19 protein-coding genes are annotated in these 26,024 nt (G+C 52.0%); 4 read left to right on the forward strand and 15 right to left on the reverse strand.

Annotated features, from left to right (window positions below):
* Nucleotides 1–165 precede the first annotated feature (165 nt).
* Nucleotides 166–720 carry an alpha/beta hydrolase YcfP gene (ycfP, locus tag ABYK60_RS12910; protein ID WP_372872436.1) on the reverse strand — a complete coding sequence of 185 codons (555 nt, stop codon included), beginning with the start codon at nucleotides 718–720 and terminating at the stop codon, nucleotides 166–168.
* A 109-nt stretch (nucleotides 721–829) separates the two neighbouring features.
* Nucleotides 830–1,843: a beta-N-acetylhexosaminidase gene (nagZ, locus tag ABYK60_RS12915; RefSeq protein ID WP_372872437.1), complete on the reverse strand. Its 1,014-nt coding sequence runs from the start codon at nucleotides 1,841–1,843 to the stop codon at nucleotides 830–832.
* 342 nt (nucleotides 1,844–2,185) lie between these two features.
* Here nagZ and ABYK60_RS12920 point away from each other — a divergent pair, with 342 nt between their 5' ends.
* On the forward strand, nucleotides 2,186–3,562 hold the full coding sequence (locus ABYK60_RS12920; RefSeq protein WP_372872438.1) for an L-serine ammonia-lyase: 1,377 nt from the start codon (nucleotides 2,186–2,188) through the stop codon (nucleotides 3,560–3,562).
* A 71-nt stretch (nucleotides 3,563–3,633) separates the two neighbouring features.
* Here ABYK60_RS12920 and cysB read toward each other — a convergent pair whose 3' ends face one another.
* Nucleotides 3,634–4,608, reverse strand: coding sequence for an HTH-type transcriptional regulator CysB (gene cysB, locus ABYK60_RS12925; protein WP_372872439.1), 975 nt, complete (start codon nucleotides 4,606–4,608; stop codon nucleotides 3,634–3,636).
* A 217-nt stretch (nucleotides 4,609–4,825) separates the two neighbouring features.
* Between cysB and ABYK60_RS12930 the strand changes: the two genes are divergently transcribed.
* Nucleotides 4,826–5,599 (forward strand): hypothetical protein, encoded by a 774-nt coding sequence (locus ABYK60_RS12930; protein ID WP_372872440.1) that lies wholly within the window; start codon nucleotides 4,826–4,828, stop codon nucleotides 5,597–5,599.
* A gap of 167 nt (nucleotides 5,600–5,766) precedes the next feature.
* On the opposite strand, the gene topA is transcribed toward ABYK60_RS12930, so the two are convergent.
* Nucleotides 5,767–8,391, reverse strand: a complete 2,625-nt coding sequence (gene topA, locus ABYK60_RS12935; RefSeq protein ID WP_372872441.1) for a type I DNA topoisomerase — start codon at nucleotides 8,389–8,391, stop codon at nucleotides 5,767–5,769.
* Nucleotides 8,392–8,727: 336 nt separating this feature from the next.
* Between topA and astB the strand changes: the two genes are divergently transcribed.
* On the forward strand, nucleotides 8,728–10,062 hold the full coding sequence (gene astB / locus ABYK60_RS12940) for an N-succinylarginine dihydrolase (RefSeq protein ID WP_372872442.1): 1,335 nt from the start codon (nucleotides 8,728–8,730) through the stop codon (nucleotides 10,060–10,062).
* A gap of 130 nt (nucleotides 10,063–10,192) precedes the next feature.
* Here astB and ABYK60_RS12945 read toward each other — a convergent pair whose 3' ends face one another.
* A complete protein-coding gene (locus ABYK60_RS12945; protein WP_372872443.1) occupies nucleotides 10,193–12,658 on the reverse strand; it encodes an Ig-like domain-containing protein in 2,466 nt (821 codons plus the stop codon).
* Between the two features lie 220 nt (nucleotides 12,659–12,878).
* Here ABYK60_RS12945 and ABYK60_RS12950 point away from each other — a divergent pair, with 220 nt between their 5' ends.
* The gene (locus ABYK60_RS12950) at nucleotides 12,879–14,192 is read left to right on the forward strand and encodes a dicarboxylate/amino acid:cation symporter (RefSeq protein WP_372872444.1); all 1,314 of its coding nucleotides are present in this window, start codon (nucleotides 12,879–12,881) and stop codon (nucleotides 14,190–14,192) included.
* 101 nt (nucleotides 14,193–14,293) lie between these two features.
* Here the strand turns inward: ABYK60_RS12950 and ABYK60_RS12955 are convergent, their stop codons facing one another.
* From ABYK60_RS12955 to ABYK60_RS13000, 10 genes are all read right to left on the reverse strand, one after another.
* Nucleotides 14,294–15,598, reverse strand: a complete 1,305-nt coding sequence (locus ABYK60_RS12955; protein WP_372872445.1) for an inosine/guanosine kinase — start codon at nucleotides 15,596–15,598, stop codon at nucleotides 14,294–14,296.
* Nucleotides 15,599–15,861: 263 nt separating this feature from the next.
* Entirely contained in the window at nucleotides 15,862–16,845 is a 984-nt protein-coding gene (hemH, locus tag ABYK60_RS12960; RefSeq protein ID WP_372872458.1) for a ferrochelatase, read from the reverse strand.
* 133 nt (nucleotides 16,846–16,978) lie between these two features.
* On the reverse strand, nucleotides 16,979–17,623 hold the full coding sequence (adk, locus tag ABYK60_RS12965) for an adenylate kinase (RefSeq protein WP_372872446.1): 645 nt from the start codon (nucleotides 17,621–17,623) through the stop codon (nucleotides 16,979–16,981).
* A 152-nt stretch (nucleotides 17,624–17,775) separates the two neighbouring features.
* Nucleotides 17,776–18,642 (reverse strand): co-chaperone YbbN, encoded by an 867-nt coding sequence (locus tag ABYK60_RS12970; RefSeq protein ID WP_372872447.1) that lies wholly within the window; start codon nucleotides 18,640–18,642, stop codon nucleotides 17,776–17,778.
* Nucleotides 18,643–18,707: 65 nt separating this feature from the next.
* Nucleotides 18,708–20,621, reverse strand: coding sequence for a molecular chaperone HtpG (gene htpG, locus ABYK60_RS12975; protein WP_372872448.1), 1,914 nt, complete (start codon nucleotides 20,619–20,621; stop codon nucleotides 18,708–18,710).
* A gap of 175 nt (nucleotides 20,622–20,796) precedes the next feature.
* On the reverse strand, nucleotides 20,797–21,396 hold the full coding sequence (gene recR / locus ABYK60_RS12980) for a recombination mediator RecR (protein ID WP_126166431.1): 600 nt from the start codon (nucleotides 21,394–21,396) through the stop codon (nucleotides 20,797–20,799).
* A gap of 13 nt (nucleotides 21,397–21,409) precedes the next feature.
* A complete protein-coding gene (locus tag ABYK60_RS12985) occupies nucleotides 21,410–21,739 on the reverse strand; it encodes a YbaB/EbfC family nucleoid-associated protein (protein WP_126166430.1) in 330 nt (109 codons plus the stop codon).
* A gap of 113 nt (nucleotides 21,740–21,852) precedes the next feature.
* The gene (dnaX, locus tag ABYK60_RS12990) at nucleotides 21,853–24,681 is read right to left on the reverse strand and encodes a DNA polymerase III subunit gamma/tau (RefSeq protein ID WP_372872449.1); all 2,829 of its coding nucleotides are present in this window, start codon (nucleotides 24,679–24,681) and stop codon (nucleotides 21,853–21,855) included.
* Nucleotides 24,682–24,806: 125 nt separating this feature from the next.
* A complete protein-coding gene (gene apt / locus ABYK60_RS12995) occupies nucleotides 24,807–25,352 on the reverse strand; it encodes an adenine phosphoribosyltransferase (RefSeq protein WP_372872450.1) in 546 nt (181 codons plus the stop codon).
* Between the two features lie 165 nt (nucleotides 25,353–25,517).
* Nucleotides 25,518–25,889 carry a YbaN family protein gene (locus ABYK60_RS13000; protein WP_372872451.1) on the reverse strand — a complete coding sequence of 124 codons (372 nt, stop codon included), beginning with the start codon at nucleotides 25,887–25,889 and terminating at the stop codon, nucleotides 25,518–25,520.
* Nucleotides 25,890–26,024: the final 135 nt, after the last annotated feature.

Genomic DNA, 26,024 nt, shown 5'->3' on the forward strand with positions numbered 1-26,024 from the left:
CTCGTATCTACTCATGTTATTTGCCTCTTTTGACTTCGCTAAAAATCAAAGATGCATTTAGCATGGGTAGATATACGGGCAAAGCCCATTTGGATGATAACCACCTACTGAAGTAGGTGGTTTAGGGCTGAAAATAAAAAACCGGTCATTTGACCGGTTCATTACTCAGATTGCAGGCAACTGCCCATGTAAAAATGCCCTTATCACCGGAAGATAAGTGCCAAGTGATGGAAACTTATGCGGCTGTTCTTCATCCCAAAGCACTGGATAAAAAGGCGCCAGGATCCGTTCTGTCTGACTGTTATCCTGTACTTCATCCTGACGCGATAAAATACAAAGGCTTTTACCGGCGTTTTTCTGTCTGAATTCGCTGACGCACTTATCCTCTATATCGGCATATTCTTCAGGTCGATCGATACGACCAATCATATTGTCTTCCGGGTTCAGATTCGGATTTATCAATACGCTGCGAATACCACTCAAAAAACCGATCCGCTCAGCCCAAAAGCCACCCAGGCCAACACCAACGGCAATGACCCCATTTTTTTCAACATGTTGCGTTTCTCTGGCAACATCATGCAAGAGTTGCTGCATGTCATATTTGGGGTGCGCTGTGGAGTAACTTATCAACCTGACGTCTGGGTCGACAAATTTGAGCTGCCGCATCTTTTCATGATTGCCGGGACTGGTGGCATCAAAACCGTGGAAATAGAGGATCATAAAATCACCGGATGTTAGATTAATGGCTACACCCTAACAGCCTAGCCCTTATCAAATGTTGCGCACCATCAAAAAATCGCAGATTTCGTGACCCAGCCTGCCATGATGTTCATGCCCTATAACCGATAGTCAATGCGAGTTCGCGCGCTTTCTCCCAACGTACCGTGTTATCGAGCGCTCTGATTGTTTTCCCGTTATCTGGTCTTAAACTGGCTGCTGTGTTAACAGTAGTCGACTGCAACAAATCTGCCGCCAGAACCTCCAGCACCCCCTGACGATTGTTACACACCAAAATCATGTCACAGCCAGCATCGAGCGCAGCTCTGGCTCTGGCGACATAACCGCCGGCAAAGGCGGCGCCTTCCATACCAAGATCATCAGAAAAGATACGACCATCAAAGCCCAGCTCTCCCCGCAACTTTTGCTGCAGCCAGAAGCGGGAAAAACCCGCTGGATTAGGATCCAAACTGTCATACACCACGTGCGCAGGCATCACGCCATCGAGCAGATTAGCACCAATTAAGCTGACAAAAGGCTTCATATCAACATTGAGAATGGCCTCAGCGCTGCGACTATCCACTGGCATGGCAATATGAGAGTCAGCCTGAACACTGCCATGTCCCGGAAAATGTTTACCTACGGCACACATACCAGCATCGTTCATACCTCGAATAAAGGCGCTGGCAAGCTCGGCCACTTCCTCCGGATCTGCTGAAAATGCCCTTTTTCCAATTACTTCGCTGATGCCGTTCACATCCAGCACAGGTGCAAAGCTTAAATCGATATCGCAGCCAAGAAGCTCGACAGCCATCAAAAAACCAAGCTCGGTGGCCCAACGTTTGGCGAGCGCCATATCTTTACCAGCGGCGGGTAAGATGTCACCCATGGCAGGTATTTGGGTGAAGCCTTCCCGAAAACGCTGTACCCTGCCGCCTTCATGATCGACTGCAATCAGCAAGTCCGGACGAACCCGACGTATATCAGCCACCAGGGAGACGAGCTGCGAACGGCTGGTAAAATTACGGCTAAACAAAATCAGGCCACCGGTTTGTGGTGCCTTCAGCAGTGCCTCTTCGGCACTATCCAGCTGTGTGCCTTCGATATCCAGCATCAGAAAGCCCATATTTTCTCCCTACAAAAATTCATCTCGAGTTTGGTTTGTGGAACAGATTGCACTGTGAGAAACGTTACAGCCAAGTCAAATTGCGACTCCTGCCACCTTGTTCCATTTGGCGGCATATCAAGCTTAGCCAGACTAATCCGAACAAGGTGACATAAGAATTACTAATGAAACTATCGAAAAAGTTTGTGGGATACTTATACCTTGCGACTTAAAGCACAGATCCCCTTTTTTCGACACTGGTCGACATCCGGGATCAAAGATTACCGCAAAGTGCACCGGTGGGCGAGCAAGCACCGGACTTACGACTAAAATAACAACGAAACACCAACAGGGCCCGAACTTATGATCAGTGTATTTGACATCTTTAAAATTGGAATAGGTCCTTCCAGTTCCCATACCGTTGGCCCGATGAAGGCTGGCAAAGAATTTATTGCCCGTGTTCACAATATGGGTCTGCTTGAACGCGTAGATGAGTTGCGTGCTGAGCTGTTTGGCTCGCTCGGGCAAACCGGCAAAGGCCACGGAACGGGTAAAGCCGTGATATTGGGATTAATGGGCGAAGATCCTGAGACAGTGGACACCGACACCATTGATGGCATTCTCGCCGATGTCAGCAACAAGGAACTTTTGAAGCTGGCCAACGGCACAGCTGTAAAATTTACCCGCGAAGACGGCATTATCTATCACAGACGCAAAACCCTGCCAGCCCATGCCAATGCCATGACTCTCTTCGCATTCAGCAAAGGCGAATGTCTGTATCAGCGTACCTACTATTCCGTAGGTGGTGGTTTTGTGCTGGATGAAGACGAAATTGACCAGAAAAATCCGTCTCCGGCAACCCCAATCAAGGCGGCTCCCTATAATTTCAACAGCGCTCAGCAACTGCTGGAAATGTGCACCACTGACGGTTTATCCATTTCATCGTTAATGATGCAAAACGAGCTTTCCCTCGCCGGCGAAGAAGAGGTTAAGGAAAAGCTGTGGCACATCTGGCAGACCATGAAAACCTGCATTGAGAAGGGTTACAAAAAAGAAGGTATGCTGCCTGGCGGTCTTAAGCTGCGTCGCCGCGCACCTGCCTTGTACCGTCGCCTTAAAGCTGAAGGCCGTAACAATGTCGACCCTCTGACCGCCATGGACTGGGTTGATCTATTCGCCCTGTCGGTGAACGAGCAAAATGCTGCCGGCGACCGCGTGGTTACAGCGCCCACCAATGGTGCGGCGGGCATTATCCCTGCGGTACTTTGCTATTTTGATACCTTTGTACAAGAGGTGGACAAAGACATTTGTGCCCGATATCTGCTGACCGCAGCCGCCATAGGTATTCTGTACAAAAAGAATGCATCAATTTCCGGTGCCGAAGTTGGTTGTCAGGGAGAAGTCGGCGTTGCCTGCTCCATGGCGGCAGCTGCACTGACCGAAATTATGGGCGGCACGGTTGAACACGTAGAAAATGCTGCTGAAATCGGCATGGAACATAATCTGGGCCTGACCTGTGACCCTGTGGGTGGTCTGGTACAGGTTCCCTGTATTGAGCGTAACGCCATGGGCGCGGTTAAGGCAATTAACGCCTCCCGTCTGGCGCTCAGGGGCGACGGTAACCACAAGGTATCACTCGATAAGGTGATAAAAACCATGATGGACACCGGCCGTGATATGCGCAGCAAATATAAAGAAACCGCCAAAGGCGGTTTGGCAGTGAATATCGTTGAGTGTTAATGGCACCTGCCAGTTTCTCGAGCCCAATAAAAAATCCCGCCTGTGCGGGATTTTTTATTGGCTGAAAAGCTTCAGCGAACCGGCAGTTCACGGTCGGCAAACATCTCTTCAATCAATACAGGGTCGCGCAGCGCCACCGCCTTTTCAACCACATCCCGGGTAAGGTGTGGTGCAAACAGCTCAATAAAATCGTACATGTAGCTGCGAAGGAAACTGCCTTTTCTGAAACCGATTTTGGTGGTTGAATGGGCAAACAAATGACTGGCATCAATGGCGACCAAATCGCGGTCAATATTGGGATCTATTGCCATCGATGCAATGACTCCGACGCCAAGACCAAGGCGAACATAGGTTTTAAGCACATCAGCACTGGTGGCAGAAAACACCAGTCGCGGTTCAAGGCCCGCACGATTAAAAGCCCGTTCAATCTCTGATGCCCTATCGAAACCAAACACATAAGTTACCAGCGGAAAGCGAGCCAATTCTTCGATGCTGATTTGGCTGCGACTGGCAAGCGGATGGTCGCGCGTCACCACGATAGAGCGATTCCAGTGGTAACAGGGCAACATAATCAAATCGGAATAAAGATGCATCGCCTCGGTGGCAATGGCAAAATCGGCATCACCGCGAGCGGCAAGCTCGCTTATCTGTGTGGGCGTGCCCTGGTGCATGTGCAGATTCACCTTGGGGTACCGCTTGATAAAGCCCTTAATGATATGAGGCAGCGCATATCTTGCCTGGGTGTCGGTGGTAGCAATATTCAGCTCACCCTGATCCGGCTTGGTGTATTCCTCAGCGACTTTTTTAATGCTTTCGACCTTGCCAAGAATATCATTGGCAATGGCAATGACCTGCTCACCTGCAGGCGTAACATGGGTAAGATGTTTACCACTGCGACCAAAAATCTGGATCCCCAGCTCATCTTCCAGCATCCGTACCTGCTTACTGATCCCTGGCTGAGAAGTATAGAGGTTTTCAGCCGTGGCAGAGACGTTCAGATTGTGATTTACCACTTCGGCAATATATCTGAGTTGTTGCAGTTTCATCTCTTTTCCTTCGCCATTTGCGTGCCTTACAGGCCAAACTAAGCCATCACATCTATAATCATGGGTTATAGTACACCTATTTGATTAAATCAAACAGGAATAACAAAGCCCTTCAAAGTAATTGGGGCGACACAAGCAATAAGCTGAGCTAAGATAACTATGCTAGTTTATTGATTTATTGTAGCATTGGCTGACTTATAACAAGAATGGACGACCTATGTTATTAATGATCCTGCTTGCCTGTGGGGCCTTATTACTGCTCATTATTGTCGTGAATGTCGTTCAGCAGCAAAAAGAGCGCGAAGAAGCCGAAAGGCGTGTGGAAGTCGCGCGTCAGCGGGCAATTATCGATGAGACCGAAAGCGTACTGTCCAACACTGGCATGTTCCCGTGTTCATCACACTTGGTGATGGTGCTCTACCGTCGAATTCAGGAAGCCCTGACCGTGGCATCGGAAATGAGCTCTGGTCAGTCCAAAAACGACTACCAACGGCGTTTACTGGACGTTCAGGCTCAGATCGAAACACAAAAAGACGTGACCAACGTTCCTACCGTTGAAAGCTTTCGTCTGCCTGACAACGACAAACAAATTTTGGTCATTGTGCAAACCCTGAAAAAACTGAAAGCTATTTTGCGTGCCGAACATAACAAGGGAAAAGTTGAACCAACCATATTTGCACAGGAAGAAGGACGAATAGATAGTCTGCAATTACGGATTAACGTGGAGTCTATGATTTCCAGAGCCCGCGCCGCCTGTTATATGAAACAGTATGGTTCTTCCAAGCAGATGGTCACCAAGGCACTGTCGACCCTGCACGCCATCAAGGCACAGACACCCAACGATCCTTTCATTGCACGTAAAGTGGATGAAGCCAAGCAATTGCTGGATGAAATTATGGGTGCACAGAAGCAGTCTGAGCCCAGTGCACCAAAACAGAAGAAAGAAGGCGACGATTTGGACATGCTGTTTCAACCTAAGAAAAAATGGTAAGCACCAGCATTTAGCCAAAAGCCCCGTAAATCGGGGCTTTTTCGTCTGCGGGAACTTTGCACCCCATTACTTTGGTATCGGCGCTGGCAATATTTATCTGAACGCTACCATTTAAACGGCATAAAAAACGGCACACACAGGCGCCGTTTCTGCAGTCTGGCGACGCGTTATTTCCCCTTGGACTCCACCCATTTACCATTATTGTAATGGGCACTCCAACCGGTGGCTTTACCGTTCACTTCAGTCGCAACATATTGCTCTTTGGTTTTGCGGCTGAATTTCACCAATGTCTTGTTGCCTTCGGCATCAGCAACCGGCGCATCGGCAAGATACTGATACTTGGGCCACAACTGTTCCCGGTACTTGCGAAGCTCTTCCACCAGCGGCGCACGGGTTTCCCGCGAGCGCGGAAAGGTACTGGCGGCAAGGAAGATACCAGCGGCTCCATCGCGCAGCACAAAGTACGCATCCGACTTGCTGCATTTAAGCTCTGGCAAATGGATAGGATCTTCCTTCGGTGGCGCTGCTTCACCATTTTTCAGAAGTTTACGGGTGTTTTTACACTCGCTGCTGGTACAGCCAAAGTATTTGCCAAAGCGGCCATTTTTCAGCTCCATATCACTGCCACAACGGTCGCACTCGATAATGGGACCTTCGTAGCCCTTGAGCTTGAACTGCCCTTTCTCAACTTCATAACCGTCACACTCCGGATTATTGCCGCACACATGCAGTTTGCGGGTTTCATCCAGCAGATAGGAGTCCATGGCAGTGCCGCACTTGTTGCAGCGATGCATGGCTCTGAGTGCATCGGTTTCAGCATCTTCACTGTTGTCAGCTATGGCCTCTTCACCGGGCGTGAGGTTCAGAGTGGTTTTGCAACGCTCTTTGGGTGACAGGGCATAACCGGAACAGCCGAGGAAGACCCCGGTGGTGCCGGTACGAATACCCATCTGGCGACCACAGGTGGGGCAAGGGATATCGGTCAGCACCATCTGATTGGGGCGCATACCGCCGCAATCGGGTTCAGCCTCTGCCTGCTCCAGCTTGGCAGTAAAGCCGCTGTAGAAGCCATCGAGCACCTTTTTCCAGTTCTTGTCGCCCTTGGCCACATCGTCCAGAGTCTGTTCCATGCCAGCAGTGAAGTCGTAGTTCATCAGCTCGCTGAAGCTTTCAACCAAACGCTCAGTGACGATTTCACCCATTTTTTCGGCGTAAAAGCGACGATTTTCCACTTTTACATAACCGCGGTCCTGAATGGTGGAAATAATGGCGGCATAGGTAGAAGGACGGCCAATACCACGTTTTTCAAGCTCTTTTACCAGAGAGGCCTCACCGTAACGGGCTGGCGGCTTGGTAAAGTGCTGTTTGGGATCGAGTGACTCAAGTTTCAACACCTCGCCCTTATTTACATCAGGCAAGGTATTGTCTTCCTCATTTTTCTTCTTCAGCGCCGGCTGAACCCGGGTCCAACCGTCAAACTTCAGAATACGACCACTGGCTTTGAGTTCGTAATCACCGGCTTTAACGGTCAGACGGGTAGCATCGTACTGAGCAGGTGTCATCTGACAAGCGACAAACTGACGCCAAATCAGCTCGTACAGACGCTGAGCATCTCGCTCCATGTCAGTCAGGCTAACCGCCTCAACTTGCACATTGGATGGACGTATGGCTTCGTGCGCTTCCTGAGCGCCCTCTTTGCTGCCATAACGCACCGGAGCGTCTGGCAGGTACTTGGCACCATACTCAGACTCGATATGCGCCCTGACGTTGTCCAGCGCCTCTTGGCTGAGGTTGGTGGAGTCGGTACGCATATAGGTGATGTGGCCCGCTTCGTAGAGGCGCTGTGCCAGCATCATGGTTTTCTTTACCCCAAAGCCAAGACGGGTACTTGCAGCCTGCTGCAGAGTTGAGGTAATAAACGGCGCTGACGGCTTACTGGAAGTGGCTTTGTCTTCACGTTCAAGCACGGTGAAGCTGGCCTTTTCAAGCTCGGCAACCGCAGCCATGGCCTGCGCCTGATTGATGGGTTCGAAGGCCGCATCACGGTAGCGACTCACTTCCATCAGCAGCTTGTCAGCATTTGGCGTTTTTAAGTCAGCATGGATGTCCCAGAACTCTTCGGGCACAAAGGCTTTAATCTCGGCTTCGCGCTCAACCACAAGCCGCACCGCGACTGATTGTACCCGACCGGCCGAGAGGCCTCTTGCCACCTTTTTCCACAGCAGTGGCGACACCATAAAGCCCACCACCCGATCGAGGAATCGACGGGCCTGCTGGGCGTTCACCATGTTAGTGTTCAAATCTGTGGGCTGACTGAAGGCATCCTGAATGGCGGTTTTGGTGATCTCATTAAACACCACGCGCTTATAACGGTCTTTATCGCCACCAATGATTTCCTGCAGGTGCCAGGCAATGGCTTCCCCTTCCCTATCCAAATCCGTTGCGAGATAGATTTGATCTGCACTGCTGGCCAGGGCCTGGAGTTCTTTTACCACCTTCTCTTTACCAGGCAACACCTGATAATTGGCACGCCAGCCGTGTTCAGGGTCAACCCCCATACGGGCAACCAAGGCCTGCTTATCTTTTTGCTTCTTGTATTGCGCCTTTTCTTCGGCACTCATTTTGCGAACTTCAGTGGCAGATTTGCTGCTGGTTTTGCCTTCGGCCGCGGAGGACGTGGGCAGATCACGGATGTGGCCCACACTCGATTTCACAATAAATTCTTTACCAAGATACTTGTTGATGGTCTTGGCTTTCGCCGGCGATTCGACAATAACGAGCGATTTTCCCATAGCTTAATTTGCGCCAAACAGTCTCGAGAAGGTAGAAATTGGCACCATATATAGAGGGTTGAATCGTCAGATTCAAGGATTTCCCTCAGATATGTGGCCCAGCGAGTCACTTTTTACTCAATAATGAAAAAAATGTTTCAAAATAACTTTGCGTAATTAAAAACTAATATTTCATTATCCGCCAGCAAGCAAGCAATAGTTATGCAAATCTGGCAAAAGTCCCGACTTTACGCCCCGCAAGCTGGCTTGTGAAGCTGATTTGCGTCGGTATACTGAGGCCTCGATCACAGAAGTTTTGAACAATAATTAAGAAACGCCCCTCAGTAAGGACAAGCAATGAAGCATTTCGAAGCAAACTTTGATGGTCTGGTAGGCCCTACACACAATTATGCCGGACTGTCATTCGGCAATGTGGCCTCCCAGAGCAATGCCGCTCAGGTATCCAATCCTCGTGATGCCGCCAAACAGGGGCTGAAGAAGGCTAAAGCGCTCGCCGATATGGGGCTGGTACAGGGAATGCTGGCGCCGCAGGAGCGCCCTGATCTGCATACCTTACGCCGCATCGGCTTTAGTGGCTCAGATGCCAACGTGTTGGACCAAGCCGCCAAACAGGCACCAGTTCTGCTGCAGGCTTGCGCCAGTGCCTCCAGCATGTGGACCGCCAACGCCGCTACTGTGTCTCCCAGTGCCGACAGCGCAGATGGAAAATTGCACTTCACGCCAGCGAACCTGGTGGACAAGCTGCACCGCAGCATTGAACCTGTTACCACCGGCAATATCCTGAAAGCTATTTTTGCTGATACCAAACATTTTGCCCACCACGAGCACTTACCTGAGCATCCCACTTTTGGTGATGAAGGCGCGGCCAACCACACCCGCCTGTGCCATAACTATGGCGACGCCGGTGTAGAAGTATTCGTGTACGGCCGCAGTGTTGCCGATGCTACGCGCCCAGCTCCCAAAAAATACCCGGCCAGGCAAACTCTGGAAGCCTCACAGGCGGTCGCCAGATTGCATCAGCTGCAAGATAGCCACACGGTATACCTGCAACAAAATCCGGATGTGATTGACCAGGGCGTATTCCACAACGACGTTATTGCCGTAGGCAACCAAAACGTACTCTTTTACCATGAGCAGGCGTTTTTGGAGACTCAGGCCAAGCTTGCTGAAATCGACAAAAAGATGAATGGCAACATGCATTTCATCGAGGTGCCGACGGCCAAAGTGAGTGTTCTCGATGCGGTAAAAAGCTACCTGTTCAACACTCAGATAGTCACCTTGGGTGATGGTAATATGGCCATTATTGCGCCGACAGACTGTCAAGAAAATCCTGCAGTACACGCTTACCTCAGTGAGTTGGTTACTTTTAACACTCCTGTTAAAGCGGTGCACTACTTCGATGTGAAGCAAAGTATGCAAAATGGCGGTGGCCCTGCTTGCCTTCGACTGCGCGTTGCCATGAATAATGCCGAGCTTGCAGCGGTTAATCCCAATGTGATGATGAACGACGCGCTGTTTGCCCGCCTGAATCAGTGGGTGGACAAGCACTACCGCGACCGCATCAGCGCCGCTGATCTTGCTGATCCCCAACTGTTAATGGAATCCAGAACAGCGCTGGATGAACTGACACAAATCATGCAACTGGGCAGTGTCTATCAATTCCAACGCTGATGTAAAGAATTGTGCTTTCCAGACATAAACATCAACACAAGGCATCAAACTGAGTCTAAACCGCCCTGTTGGAATTGGATGCATTAAAAAAGGCCACTCAAGTTGAGTGGCCTTTTATTTAGAAAGGATATCAGTAAATATTCACCGGAATAGTCAATACCTCTGTTGCTACTCCGCTAGGAGTTGTCACTGTGACAGAAAAGACGCCGCTCTCTGATTGATCAGTACCTTTAATGGTCGCAGAAAACTGTCGGGCACCATTATAGTTACTGCTTGGCCAGGTGTATTCAGCACTACTGGCGATAGAACCGGTGGATGTCGCAAACTTAACCTTGCTACCTGCAGGCATCTGCTGATTGTGTAAGTCAGAAATGGCAAACACCACCGAAGCCGTGGACTTTCCATTGATATCGATACTGCCACCGGTTGTTGTGCCATCGCGGTCGTTAATCACTACGCTGTCCGCAGGTGTCGCATAGGCTTCACTTCCTGACATCACAATCACCAGACTTTGACGAACAAACAGGGACTGAGTCTCAGCGCTGGCGCAGCCAGCGTGCGCAGGTTCAGAGCAAAGCACTCCATTATACTTGCCATCGGCAACATCAAAGATGCCGTCAACGTCGAAGTCAATAAGCTCTTCGTTCTCACCACCAGTCTGACCACCGGCCTGCTGCGGGTTAAATACTCCATCTTCGTTATGGTCTACAAATGCATCAGCCAAATCGTACGCACGACCGCTGACATCAGTGCCATTCAGGAAAGCATCCATTTCTGCGGCATCAAAGCGACCATTGCCATTCGAGTCAGGAAACGATTCCTCACCCACTGCAGTAGCAACGATTGTGGCGCGACCACCAAACTTCTGGCCATAGAAGCCATAGTAACGACCGCCATCCTCAACCACCACAGGTGTTGGATTTAGTACTTGGGCACCGGAACCATCAGTGAGCGCAGTACCATCAGGACGGGCATTTTGGCTGCGCCATGTGACAGTACAAGCACCGTTGGTGGTGGTACAGGATGGGTCTATCGCGCCCCCCTCAGTGGTAAAATACACCGCTGTGCCATTAGGAACCGGGTTATTAAAGGCATCAGCCAACCTCGCGGTAACCTGCACTTCAGTGCCGTCAATATCCCAACCTTCAGCATTTAACACTTCGGCTGACAAAGAGAAGCTGTCCTGATCAGGTTTACCTGTGGAAATAACCAACACACTCGACTGACTGGAAATAACCGGGTCAGTGCCATCAATCGTTGCCGTAACTCTTACAGTGGTTGCTACCGTGCCTGAAGTGACAACAGTTTGAACAATACCTAAATTATTGGTTGTGGCTGAGGGAGGACTCAATGTCAGGCCGCCAACAGAAGTATTTAAGGCAAATGAAACAGATTTATTGGCGACTGGATTACCATTGGTATCCAAAACCTTAAATTTAACGGTCGACGATTCGTCACCACCCGTGCCCTTGATACTGATATTTGCGGGAGACGCACTGACAAATACAATACTGCCAGCATCCGCAGTAAGCACATTTAAGGTACCTGTGGCAGAGAGGTTTTTTCCACCTACATTCGCTGAAACGCTGATATTGTCATCGCCCACACAACCTTTCGCGAGATAGGTACTGGTAGCAATGCCACCCACAGCTGTTACCGGGCTGCTGAGCTCAGCCTGGTCTTTGGTTGCACAGGTAGAAGAAAAGCTGACACTAACGGGCTCTGTAAAAGGATTACCCTGCTCATCCTGCAACTTAACTGAAACGGTAGCAGTACCTCCGGCCGATATGCTTGTTGCACTGACAGAGGCCTTACCGGAAACAAAAGTACCTTCTGCAGTTCCCATCAACACATTAGTGGCACCGATTACAAATACCTTCTGTCCGCTCTCACCGGTTGACAGGGATGCAGTAGCCTCTGCGGCACCCGGCTGACTGCCAGCGTAGATATCAACGCTCGCCTTGCCATTTGCATCAGTAATAGCGGTTTTAATAGGCAAATCACCCAGAGACGAATTGAATGTCACTATTACGGTTTTGGAAATACCAGATACAGTGGCCACCAACTTACCTGGCTTGGTACCTGAAATGGTATCAATTACCACGCCATCAGCATCAGTTAGCGTAAGGCTTACCTGAGCTTCACCACCGCTGGAGCTTCCACCATCCCCCTTCATGGTAAAACCAACAGGTTCGCTGGATTCACCAGTGTCGACGCTCGCCGTAACAGTTCCTGCACCAGCAATATCGGCTGTACTCAAGGTAATAGTGGCATTCCCGTCCGCATCGGTCAGAGCCGTTCCAGTGGAGGGAGTAAAGGTGCCTAACTTGTCATCATTCAGTTTAAAAGTGACCAGTTTTCCGGCTATTGCACCAGAGAGCGAACCTTTGACGTTTGCGGTCACCGTAGCAGGTGTATCTATGCCAATGGTGCTGTTTGTAGAGCTAAATGCAATAGCTGCTGTTACCGTGATTGTGTCTGTTGGAGGCGTACCACCACCCCCACCCCCTGTATCTGAAATCGAACCGCCGCCTCCGCAGGCTACCAAAAATAAGGAGAGGACGGTGACCAACCATAACTTTAACGCTGACTTCATTGTCAGACTCCCTGTTACTCTAGTTAAAATACCTAAGCATTCAGCTTATTACTTATAGGCTAACAATACACAATTTTCATGTAACTTTTCCATTACCCTAATAGTTTATTTCGCAGTTTCTGCTGAAAACTTTAGTTAATTGCCCTTTTCCTGGATATCGCTTTCTTGCTAGGCTTATTCGGCCAAAAAAACAAAGCACAAAAATTACACAGGAAGGTTTATGGCTGCTGCACAACCCAGTAAAATTGGCCTTACAGGCAAAATCCTTATCGGCATGGGTGCTGGTATTCTTATAGGTCTCCTACTTCGAAACCTTTTTGCGGGCAGCGAATGGGTACAGGATTACATCACCGAAGGCCTTTTCCATGTCGTTGGTACTATTTTTATTAACAGCTTAAAAATGCTTGTCGTTCCGCTGGTATTTATTTCGCTGGTTTGCGGAACCTGTTCTTTAAGTGAACCTTCGAAATTAGGTCGACTGGGAGGTAAAACGCTCGCATTTTACCTCTTTACCACCGCAGTGGCGTTGGTGTTAGCCATTTCTGCCGCCGTTTTGATACAGCCGGGCAATGCTTCGCTGGCAACCGAAAGCATGCAATATTCGGTAAAAGAAGCCCCAAGCCTCGCCGATGTACTGATTAATATTGTGCCATCCAATCCAATGAAGGCACTCAGTGAAGGCAACATGCTGCAAATTATTATTTTCGCAGTAATCTTTGGCTTCGCTATTTCCCACATTGGTGAACGAGGTCGCCGCGTAGCGGCTCTGTTTGACGATCTCAACGAAGTCATCATGCGTGTGGTGACTTTGATTATGCAACTCGCTCCCTATGGTGTATTCGCGCTCATGGGTAAACTGGCACTGACTCTGGGCATGGAAACCCTTGGGGATGTTATTAAATATTTCCTGTTGGTGTTGGCCGTACTGCTTTTCCATGGTTTTATCGTTTACCCCACATTGCTGAAGCTGTTCTCCGGCTTAAGTCCCTTTATGTTTATTCGCAAGATGCGTGATGTGCAGCTGTTTGCCTTCAGCACCGCCAGCTCCAACGCAACCCTGCCAGTAACCATGGAAGCGGCTGAGCACCGCCTGGGCGCGGATAACAAGATTGCGTCTTTCACTCTTCCTCTTGGCGCGACCATTAATATGGACGGTACAGCCATCATGCAGGGTGTTGCGACTGTATTTATTGCGCAGGTGTTTGGCATTGAACTGACCATTACTGACTATGCCATGGTAGTGGTAACAGCTACGCTTGCATCCATAGGTACAGCGGGTGTGCCCGGTGTGGGCCTGGTAATGTTGGCTATGGTGCTGAATCAGGTTGGCTTGCCGGTAGAAGGTATCGCCCTGATCCTTGGCGTGGACCGTCTGCTGGACATGGTACGAACAGCGGTGAATGTGACGGGTGATACAGTTGCCACTATGGTGATTGCCAAATCAGAAGGTGCGTTGAATGAAGCTGTATTCAACGACCCCAAAGCAGGCAAAACGACAGGTAGCTTTGATGCAGAAGTACACCGGGGTGCATAACACCGGCAGATAAACCAGTGACGATAAAAAAGGCGCCAATGGCGCCTTTTTTTGTTAGCTTGCCCCGACCTCAATACAGGGGAAAGTTTCGAGCAAGTTTATCAACGCTCCCAGTAGGATTCTTCCAGACTATCTTCACGCTCAGGCAGGCCACGGGATAAACGTGGACTGTGCTGAGCCAGCACTTCGTAAGCCACCCGGTTGGCATACTTACAAATTTGCGAAAAAGACGAATAGCAAAGCCCGTCATTTTTGTGTTTGCTGGAGCCAGGAACATTAACGCGGTGAAAGTTATTGGCGGCAAGGTCATGTAACAGTGCCGACAATGCCCCGTCACCGGCACCATTGGTGTTACGAATTTGCTCAGGACCACCCATATACGGTGAAATGTGCGCGTACACCTTAATAGGCTCGCTGCAGTCACGCTTGCGCATCGGGCGAGAAAACTCAAAGCGGTTAAACTCTGGGATAGCGCCTGGCAACAGGGTATGGCTGGTTTCACGCTTATCGGCTTCTTCGGTGTAACCGGCAGTATAAAGCCCTATGGGACCCGCAGTGGTGAGCACCATGTCGCACCATTCCAGTGCAGCCTCACTGGCAAGCAAGGGGTCAGCGAAGCCGGTCAGCGCCTCACCTTCATCTTCATTCATAGCCAGTATGGTCACGTTGTCGTGGATAAACGCCTGCCACCACTCAGGGTCTTCCTGGATCAGGAAACGAGTCCCCAGGGTTAGCACCACCGGCACATCGGCTTCCTTAGCATACTCAATGGCGGTTAATGCAGCCTGACTCATGCCATCACCTGCTGCGGCACGCATCAGATAGGCTGTCAGCACCAGCGCAGCACTGCCCTGAATAACTTCTTTGTCGATAAAATCCGGCGTCAGCTTATCCATGGAACCTTTGCTGATAGCAAAGGTTCTCTCACCACAGTCTGAGATCAGGGTGAAACAGCGACCTATTGGGCCATCAACCGGCTGCAGGTGGTTTAAGTCGACTTTGGAGGAGGTGTGGCACAGGTAACGGTAGGCATAACTGCCCACTTCGATGGATTTGCTCATCACCCCAAACAGTACCGAGCGGTCATCGGCCAGAATAGAGTAGTTGTGTACCGTATTCCCGATAGTGCCACCGGCAAACTCATCGCTGATCAGGTCTTCTTTTTTGAGCTCTTCATACAGCGCATGGGCGGTAGCATCGTCAATCAGGGTCGAGTTACCCTTGGGCAGTCCGTAGCGTTCCAGCAGCTCCTCGGCCACCTTGGCCTCAATGTCCACCAGGGTCTGATCAATCCCACTGATATAGGTTGGCTGCGGCTGGGGTAGCTGAGTCAATTGCTCAAGCAGGGGGTCGCGGGTTTTGACCGGAAAATAATGTTTGGACTTGCGCTGACCAGGAAACTTCATATCGGATTCTCTGCAATCTCTGCACTTTGCAACTTGCGAAACGCAACTTGCCTATCGGCATTTCGCATCCATGCCATCGACGCCCGGCGCCCTCGCCCGGCGAAAGAAGAAAATAGGTAACTTGATTGTAGGCCGGACCGATTTTCATCGTCAAAAAGGCGGGGAGTTTATCTGGCGAGAGAGCCGAATACCGCCGCCCGGCGCAAAGGCGGCAGATTCTATCATATTTTCAGCCGCTGACCAGTGACAGCGGCTGCAGAGCATTAACTTAACTGCCAGCCCAGGCTTTGTTCGCGCACAAGTTCTGCAAGTAAGCGAATATGGGCATCGTCATCATTCAGGCAGGGTATCACCCGATACTGCTCGCCACCGGCGTGAATAAAGGATTCCTGGCCACCTTCGGCAATTTCTTCCAGGGTTTCGAGGCAATCTGCCGCAAAAGCCGGGCACATGATATCCACCCTTTTCACGCCCTGGGCAGGCAGGCTTTCCAGCAGCTCGTCAGTGTAAGGCGTAAGCCACTCTTCTTTGCCAAAGCGCGACTGGAAACACACCTGCCACTCATCATTACCAAGTCCAAGCTCCTTGGCCACAAGGCGCGCAGTTTCGAGGCACTGCGCCTGATACGGGTCGCCTTCGGTAACATAACGAAGCGGTACACCGTGGAACGACATCAGCAAGCGGTCAGGCTTGCCTTGTGCATCCCACAAACGGGTCACCGACTCGGCCAGGGCGCGGATATAGAGTGGATGACGATAATACTCACGCACCATACGCCAGTCCGGCAAACGGCGCCAGTCTTTGAGCACACCGGCCACGCCATCAAACACGCTGGCGACAGTGGAGCAGGAATACTGAGGATACAGCGGCAGCACCACGACCCTATCTACCCCCTGGGCACTTAAGGCTTCCAGCCCGGATTGCAGTGATGGATTGCCGTAACTCATCCCCAGTTCAACGGGAACCTCAAAACCGCAGACACTTTTCAGCTCCTGGGCAAGCCTGTCCCTCTGGCGCTGGCTTATCACCATCAACGGCGAGCCTTCATCCCACCAAATGCTCTGATACAGCTTGGCGACCTTAGCCGGACGGGTATTGAGAATAATGCCATTGAGAATGGGCTTCCAAATCCAGGGGGATAAATCCACAACCCGGGGGTCGCTCAAAAACTGCTTTAAAAAGCGGCGAACGGAAGGGGCATCGGGGGCATCGGGTGTGCCCAAATTAACCAGCAGTACACCAAACATAGGATTTACCTGGCTCACTCATCACCTCAGCGTTGCAAAATATGGATTAGCCTAACACAGGGCAGAAAACAAAAAAGCCTGTTTTCACAGGCTTTTTTACAAATTGCGAACTGGCTTCCAAGCCGAGCTGCTATCAGCTCAGAGCTGCCTGGATGAGCTTGCTCACCTCGGCCACAGACTGGGTACCGTCGAACTTGCTGTACTTGGTGTTACCTTCTGCAGCCACCTTGCCATAGTAGTCAACCAATGGCTTGGTTTGCTCGTGGTAAATACCAAGACGCTTACGCACTGTGCTTTCTTCGTCGTCAGGACGGATAACCAGTTCTTCACCGGTTACATCATCCTTACCTTCCACCTTGGGTGGATTAAATACCACGTGATACACACGGCCAGAGCCTGGGTGTACACGGCGACCGCTCATGCGCTTAACGATTTCTTCGTCAGGCACATCGATTTCAACGACATGGTCAATGCTGATGCCGTTGGCAGCCATGGCATCGGCCTGAGGGATGGTACGTGGGAAACCATCCAGCAGGAAACCCTTGGCGCAGTCGTCCTGGGCAATGCGCTCTTTAACCAGACCGATGATCAGCTCGTCAGATACCAGCTGACCTGCGTCCATCACTTTCTTGGCTTCCAGACCCAGTGGAGTGCCCGCCTTAACAGCAGCGCGCAGCATGTCGCCGGTAGAGATCTGGGGAATTCCGTAGTGTTCCATGATGAACTGAGCCTGGGTACCTTTACCGGCACCTGGGGCGCCCAATAGGATAATGCGCATCGGGGGAGTCCTCTTAATTTCGCATCGATATTCTTCTTAGGGCCGCGATCTTCGCACATTACCCCGCGCTTTAGAAGGGCTGTGCTTTCGACTTTAGCCTCAGTTGGCGCAAAAAAACGCCAACTCAGGCCGACCCACATTCATTCCACCGCTCAGTACAGCAGGCCGTACAGCTTGCGTCTGAACTGATTGGCCAGGGCACTGCCCTGCCCCATGGCGGTTAAAATATCCATAAACGCTTGTTTTACATCGCCACCCTGACAATTCAGGTCTTGGGCAAGTACGTCAAACAACAAACCAAGCGCTTCTTCTTCGCGCTTGGCCTGAGCGAGGGCTCTTGCCAGCTCAATACGCAGCAAGGCGTTATCCGGATCAGCATTAAATTTTTGCTGTAGCTCACGAATCTCAGGAGTATCGGCCGCTTCTTTGGCGAGGGCCAATTTGGCTTTAATACTCTGATAGTAGCCATCCTGATCCGCAAGCCCAATGGTGCCAAGTCGAACTTCGGCACCGCCAATTTCCCCGTTAGCCAGTTCGGCATCGGCCATCGCCAGCTGAAACTCGGCGCCCGCGGCTTGCGCCTCGGTTTCGATACCTTTAAGCATGGTATACGCCGCCTCAGCATCGCCACTTGCCAGCAGTCCTTTAGCATCCTGCAGCGTTTGCTTCCACGCAGGCGGCAGATGTTGCTCCAGAATGGCACCAATGTCGGCATCGGCCTTTTCACCGGCAAACCCATCCACCGGCTGCCCCTGGCTCATTACCAGCACAGTTGACAGTGCCTGAATGCGAAAATAAGAGGCAATCTCCATCTCGGCTTCGCAGTTCACCAGCGCCAACAGGCAACGTCCCTGAATAAGGCGCGCCAGAGTATCGTTCATGGCCACACTTTGGGGGTGGGATGGCGCATAAAAGCTGATGATAACGGGGCCTGTTAACGATTGCTCCAGCACCTGTTGAATGTTGTCGCGGCTAAGCTCTACGACCGCCAGTGCCTCGCCCGGATTCGTCCCTTGCATTGCTGTGGGCTCTCCTGTTCCTGTCGCAAATAGACAAACGGGGGCGCTTGGCCCCCGCTATGAGTTTAGTTCACCGATTTAAGCAGCATCGCATTGACAAGCTTAATAAAGGCGGATGGATCTGCCAGGCTGCCACGCTCAGACAGGGTAGCCTGGGACAACAAAAGCTCTGCCCACTGGGCAAAAGCGGCTTCATCCTGCTCGGCGTCAAGTCTCGCCACCAGCGGATGGGTGGGGTTGAGTTCAAGCGTCGGCTTACTTTCCGGCACCGGCTGCCCGGCCGCCTGCATCAGCTTGATCATCTGGCTCGACATTTCACCTTCACCGGCCACCACACAGGCTGGGGTGTCGGTGAGACGGGTGGTCACTTTCACCTCTTTGACCTTGTCACCCAAGGCTGACTTGAATCTGTCCACCAGGGCTTCGGCCTCTTTGGCAAGCTTCTCCTGCTCGGCCTTTTCGGCTTCATCTTCCAATGCGCCCAGATCCAAATCGCCACGGGTCACAGAGTGTAGTGATTTCTCTTTAAAATCATGCAGGTGGTTAATCAGCCACTCATCGATGCGCTCAGACAGCAGCAACACTTCAATGCCTTTTTTCTTCAAAAGCTCAAGGTGCGGGCTATTGGCGGCGGCTTCATAACTGTCGGCCACTATGTAGTAAATCTTTTCCTGCCCTTCCTTCATGCGGCCGATGTAGTCATCCAGCGACACTGAAGGCGTGGCATCGCCACTGTGGGTCGAGGCAAAACGCAGCAGACCTGCGATGCGCTCACGGTTGGCAAAATCTTCCGCCGGACCTTCTTTAAGCACAGTACCGAACTCGGCCCAGAACTGCTGATACTTGTCGGCATCATCCTTAGCCAGCTTTTCCAGCATCGACAGCACACGCTTGGTCAGTGCCTGACGCAGGTTACGGGTCACCTTGTTGTCCTGCAGAATTTCACGGCTGACGTTCAGCGGCAAATCGTTGGAATCAATCAAGCCCTGCACGAAGCGCAGGTAAGACGGCATAAACTGCTCGGCGTCATCCATGATGAATACCCGCTGCACAAACAGCTTCAGCCCGTGCTTGCGGTCGCGGTTCCACAAATCCCAAGGCGCCTTCGCCGGGATATACAGCAGACTGGTATATTCCTGATTACCTTCAACTTTGTTGTGGCTCCACTCCAGTGGGTCGCCGTAATCGTGGGAAATGTGCTTGTAAAACTCTTTGTACTCTTCGTCAGTCACCTCTGACTTGCTGCGGGTCCACAGCGCGGTGGCCTTGTTCATCGCCTTCCACTCACCTTCGGTGGCAGGGATTTTTTCGCCGTCAGGACCTTCACGCTCAGGAGTACCCTCCTGATACATCTCTACCGGAATGGAGATATGGTCTGAGTACTTGGTGATGATGGAGCGCAGGCGCCAGTCATCGGCAAATTCTTTCTCTTCATCGCGCAGGTGCAGCACAATTTTGGTACCGCGGGTGGCTTTGGTGATGGTTTCAACGCTGAAGTTGCCTTCGCCTTCTGACTCCCACTTCACACCTTCATCGGCGCTGTGACCGGCGGCGCGGGTGAACACTTCTACCCGTTTGGCCACGATAAAGGCTGAGTAGAAACCAACACCGAACTGACCAATCAGCTGCGAGTCTTTGGCGCTGTCACCGGAGAGGTTTTTGAAGAAATCGGCGGTGCCGGACTTGGCAATGGTGCCCAGATGTTCGATAACGCCATCGCGGGTCATACCAATACCATTATCTTCAATGGTCACTGTACCCTTGTCTTTATCGGCACTGACGCGCACTTTCAGCTCGCCGTCGCCCTCATACAGGGCGTCGTTGGTCAGCGCCAGATAACGCAGCTTGTCGGCGGCGTCGGCGGCATTGGACACCAGTTCACGCAAAAAGATCTCTTTGTTTGAGTACAAAGAGTGGATCATCAAATGCAAAAGCTGTTTGACTTCTGTTTGAAAACCATGGGTTTCTTGATGCGACATCTTAGTTCCCTTTTCTTTCAGTGTTGCAAAATACAATGGGCTCGTGCCCGGATAGAAAAGAGATGGGGTCTGCGGTTTGGATTTCAAGGGCTTTAATGCAAGCCGAGGTTGAATGAGCAAAATTCCAACAAAAAAGCCCCAGAAATTGGGGCTTTAACATGAATATTCAAATGGTTTACAGCGGCAGGCGACCATTGAAACTGAGCGCCAGGGTGGTGCTGTCCACGTATTCAAGTTCGCCGCCCACGGGCACGCCATGGGCGATACGGCTCACCGACACACCGGCCTTGCGGGCAATATCGGCAATAAAATGCGCCGTGGCATCCCCTTCCACCGTGGGGTTGGTGGCGAGAATAAGCTCATTGATGCCGCCCTGCTCCAGCTGAGACGCCAGCAACGACAACCCCAACTGCTCCGGACCTATGCCGTCCAGGGGCGATAAATGCCCTTGCAGCACAAAGTAGCGGCCCTGAAAGTGGCCACCGGACTCGATGGCCAACACGTCCGCAGGCGTTTCCACCACACACAGGGTATCGGCATCGCCGCGACGACTGCTGGCGCAAATAGGGCACAGAGGCTGTTCAGTGAAGGTGCGACACTTCTGACAGTGGCCCACATCACTCATGGCCCGCGACAGGGTGTCGGCCAGCCGAATGCCCGCCTTGCGATCGCTCTCAAGCAGCGCAAACGCCATGCGCTGGGCCGACTTGGGCCCAACTCCCGGCAAACAACGCAGGCTCTGGATAAGCTCATCCACCAGCGGACTGAATTTCATTCGACGCAGTTCCTTAGAAAGGCATCTTCATGCCGGGTGGCAACTGCATACCGCCAGTCACTTCGGCCATTTTGGCTTTCTGGTTTTCTTCCACGCGGCGCGCAGCATCGTTACAGGCCGCAGCAATCAAATCTTCCAGCAGCTCTTTGTCGTCTTCCAGCAGGCTTGGGTCGATTTCCACTTTACGTACATTGTGGGTGCCGGTCATGGTCACTTTAACCAGGCCAGCGCCGGACTCACCGGTCACTTCCATGCGGGCGATTTCTTCCTGCACCTTGGCCATTCTTTCCTGCATCATCTGGGCTTGCTTCATCAGGTTGCCCATACCGCCTTTTCCAAACATACGCTCAATCTCTTTCGGTTGTGGCCCGCAGCCTTGCAGGCAAAAAGGAATTAAAGTTGGCTAATCTTACTGAAATCTGCGCCCTTGGCAATTGCCACACTTGTCCGCTGGGATCAGGACGACGCAATTTCATCCTGAGTCTCTGCCAGCGCCGGTGGTTGTGGCAGCGCTCTGCCTCGGGCTGCCAACCTGTCCTGGGGATAGCTGATACTGTCTTCATCAATCCAGGCGCCAGCTTGTTGCATCAGCCGCTGAGCCACCGCATCGGTGCCAAGGGCATTCTTGGCGTTTCTAAGCAGTTCCTGATGGAAACGGCCGCGAATATCGAGGGGGGTTTCGCGTCCCGGCACTTCGCCCACTTCAAGGGCAATCCAGGCCGGATGACCAAGGGCGTTAGAGAGCGCCTCATTGAGCTGCTCAATCGCCACCGGCGCTGCCAGGTGCTTCTGATCTTGCTTCAGTACCAAGGGAATGGGGTTGGCCCACTCAAGGCAAACCGAGTTCACCGCCAGCTGACGCACCCGGCCACCAATCTCCAACGCGCCCATTAGCTTGTACCAGCGCAAATCGGTTTCATCACCACGAATGGCATCGTCTGTTACCGCTAACCTCTGCTTGGAAACTGACTCAGGCTGAGGTTCGAATTCTGGCTGAGCTGCAGGCTCTGGCATCGGCGCATGCACCTGTTCAGGCAGGCCTTTTGCGTTTGACGCTAATTGAGCAGCAACGGCCTCTCCCTCAATAAGTTGGGGTTCCTTAATGTCATCCGGCGTTTCAATCACTGCCACTTGCAAACCTGGCGACTCAATGGCGTCTGCAGGCTCTTCCCAGGGTGGCCGGTCGTCAATAGCGCTCAACACTTGGCTCGCATGAACCTGGTTAGCCTCGCCCGAATCAACATTCAAGGCGTTTACAGCAGGCCCCGTTACTGCTGGCTCAGGCGGATTAGCCTCTTCCAGCGCTTTTGTCGGTTTGGGTGTGGTTGCAGATTCAGAACTGGCCTTTGCCGCCGCCAATTGACGACGGGCGAAACTGCCCGGGGACTTTTTTGATTCATCCTCTTTCGCCTCCTCGGTAATCCCGGCAAGAAGGTCATCCCGAGCAGCCAGCACGGCATCGAGGATATCGTCACCAAAAGCGCCTGCTTCCGGCGGTTTAGGCGCCGTATTGGCCGCAGAAGGTACATCCTGGCTCGACTCTGCAGGGCTTACTGCAACTGTTCTGCTCTGGTTGTGAGGGGCTACTGACTCTGGTTCAGCAAACAAGTCTGCACCCGAGGCAAAGGTTTCGTAATCATTGCCGTTCGCAGGCGCTTTTGCATCATTCAGTTCGGCTGTAAATTGCGAGCCACTGTCGTATTCGCCATAGTCAGCAGCTTGACCGTACCCTGCAAAGCCCTGGCTTTCAGCCTGAGACATCAGCAGCATCTGCTCAGCAATCAATGCGGCGTCTTCCTCCACACAGTCATTCTCACTGGCATCCTCGCTGGAATCCTCAGTGGCACTCGCACTGTTCTGCCTGACATCTTTAGCTGACGTCCCAGCGCCATGCGCAACTGTGGTCAGCGATTCAACCTCTGCTTTTGATACTGACGGCGCTGTGCCAACAGGCAGTGATTCTGCCTCATCAGCCATCAATTGGTTGGGTACAGCCGCTGAGGTGGCATCAGCAACAGCAGCCACTTCGCTACCCGGTGCCGTGGTATCTGATGCTGTGGTATTCGATGCTGTGGTATTCGATGCTGCGGTACTCGATGCTGCGGTATTAAGCTCTGCGGAAACAGCTGCCGGGGAAACTGGCTGCGCGGGCAGACTAGCCACTTTAGGCAGTCCTTCACCGGCTTGCCAGCGCGTTACCGGTTTTTCGGGCACAAAGCCCACTGCACGCAGCAGAGTCATTTCAAGACCGATGGCCGGAGTGGGGGCAAAGGCCAAATCTTTTCGACCTGCAAGTAAAATCTGATAAAAGAGCTGCACCTGCTCGGGCTTGAGCGCCTGCGCCCATGCGAGCACCACCTCGGTATTATCACTTACCTGCGCCGTCGCCGGGGCAAATTGCGCCAGACTTATTTGATGCAACAACTCCAAAAGTGCCCGCAGCACTTCGTCGGCGTCGGCACCAAAACCGAGCGCCGAGCGGGCGCTGCTGAGCAGCGGCTCAATCTCGCCCTGACACAGGGCATCGAAAAGCGCGACTATTTGCCCTTTGTCGATGGCGCCCAGCATAGTTTGCACCTGCTCGAGCCGCACTTCACCGGCGCCAAAGGCGATAGCCTGATCGGTGAGGCTCAAGGCATCGCGCATACTGCCTGCGGCGGCTTTGGCCAGCTGTTGCAGCGCAGGCTCATCAAAGCCAACACCTTCGCCGCCAAGCACAGCACCAAGCTGCTGCTGAATTTGCTCCTGGGTCAGCGCCTTTAAATTGAATTGCAAACAGCGGGACAGCACAGTTACCGGCAGTTTTTGCGGATCTGTGGTGGCCAGCAGGAATTTAACGTGTTCAGGGGGCTCTTCGAGGGTCTTTAGCAGCGCATTGAAGCTGCTCTTGGACAGCATGTGCACCTCGTCGATAAGGTACACCTTGAAGCGGCCACGGCTGGGACGATATTGAACGTTATCAAGGATCTCCCGGGTATCGTCTACCTTGGTGCGTGAAGCGGCATCCACTTCAATCAAATCGACAAAGCGGCCTTCGGCAATTTCACGACAGGCGCTGCAATGGCCACAGGGGGTGGCGGTAATGCCAGACTCACAGTTCAACCCCTTGGCAAACAGGCGCGCCAAACTGGTCTTCCCCACACCACGGGTGCCGGTAAACAGATAAGCGTGATGTAATCGTTGCTGACCGAGGGCGTTGGTCAGGGCATGCAACACATGGGACTGCCCTACAACCTGGGCAAAATTGGCAGGGCGCCATTTTCTGGCCAACACCTGATAAGACATGTCACTCCCCAATCGAAAAATCCATCGGGAGCTGGTGTCCCGTTATGGGGCAAACATACCACGCGAAAGTGGCTGATGCCATCAAACCATAACGGGACCGTCAGTGTGACGAAGCGAGCGGCGGATTAATCGCCTTCGAACTCACACAGCTTGAAGATTTCAAGCCCGAGATTTTCAAGACGCGCTTCACCACCAAGATCCGGCAGAGAAATCACGAAGGCTGCATGAGCAACATCACCGCCGAGACGGCGAATAAGCTTGACCGTGGCTTCGATGGTACCACCGGTTGCCAGCAAGTCATCAATTACCAACACCTTATCACCTGCAGCAATGGCATCCACATGGATTTCCAGCGTGTCGTGGCCATACTCCAGCTCATAGCTTTCGCTGATGGTTTCGCGGGGCAGCTTACCGGGTTTGCGCACTGGCACAAATCCCAAACCCAGCTCCAGCGCCAACGGCGCTCCAAACAGGAAGCCACGGGATTCAGTACCCACAACTTTGGTAAAGCCGGCATCCTTGTAACGGTCAACAAACAGCTTCATAGCCGTTTGGTAGGCGGTGTGATCTTCAAGCAAACTGGTTACATCACGGAACATGATGCCAGCTTTGGGATAGTCAGGAACGGTTTTAATGCTTTGCTTGATAAGCGCTAAGCTGTCTGTGTTCATAGTATGTTCACATTCAATTCGCCGGCATTTGCCGGGTTTATACAACAAAAAAGTCCACAGGACGTGGACTTCATAATTTATCCGGCTAAAGCTTAAGCCCCTTTGCCGGTGGATGCAACCGTGTTACCCCGGTTACATCAGTGTTACTGGTCACAAAAAGCGCTATTAATGCTCATCGTCAAGCTCAGGAATACTGCGAAGGTACACAAGCAACGCCAGCAACATACATCCCAGCATTATCTTGACCCATAGCAGCGGCACCACGGCAATACTCACCATAAAACTCAGGCTGGACAGCAGCATTGCCTTTCGCTTCAAACCTTTACGAATGGCCTTTTTCTGCTCCCAATTGTTGAGTGCATCAGAAAACCAGGGATGGGCCAGCAGCCAGCTATGAAGACGCTCGCTGGAACGGGCGAAACAAAAGGCGGACAGCAGTACAAAAGGGACCGTGGGCAGCAATGGCAAAAAGACCCCCGCGATCCCCAGCAGCAAACTCACCAGTCCGGTGACAAGCAGTAAACTGCGCTTTATCAATTCCCGCTCCTATTCAACAGCTGTTATCAGGCGACGGTGCCCAAACTCATAGCCCATTAAAAAACAAAGGCCACTCCAAAGAGTGGCCGAGTATACCCTTACCGCAGGCTTAAATTAAGCCGGCAAGCTTGAGCC

This window comes from Shewanella sp., from assembly GCF_041630135.1.
GTDB lineage: Bacteria > Pseudomonadota > Gammaproteobacteria > Enterobacterales > Shewanellaceae > Shewanella.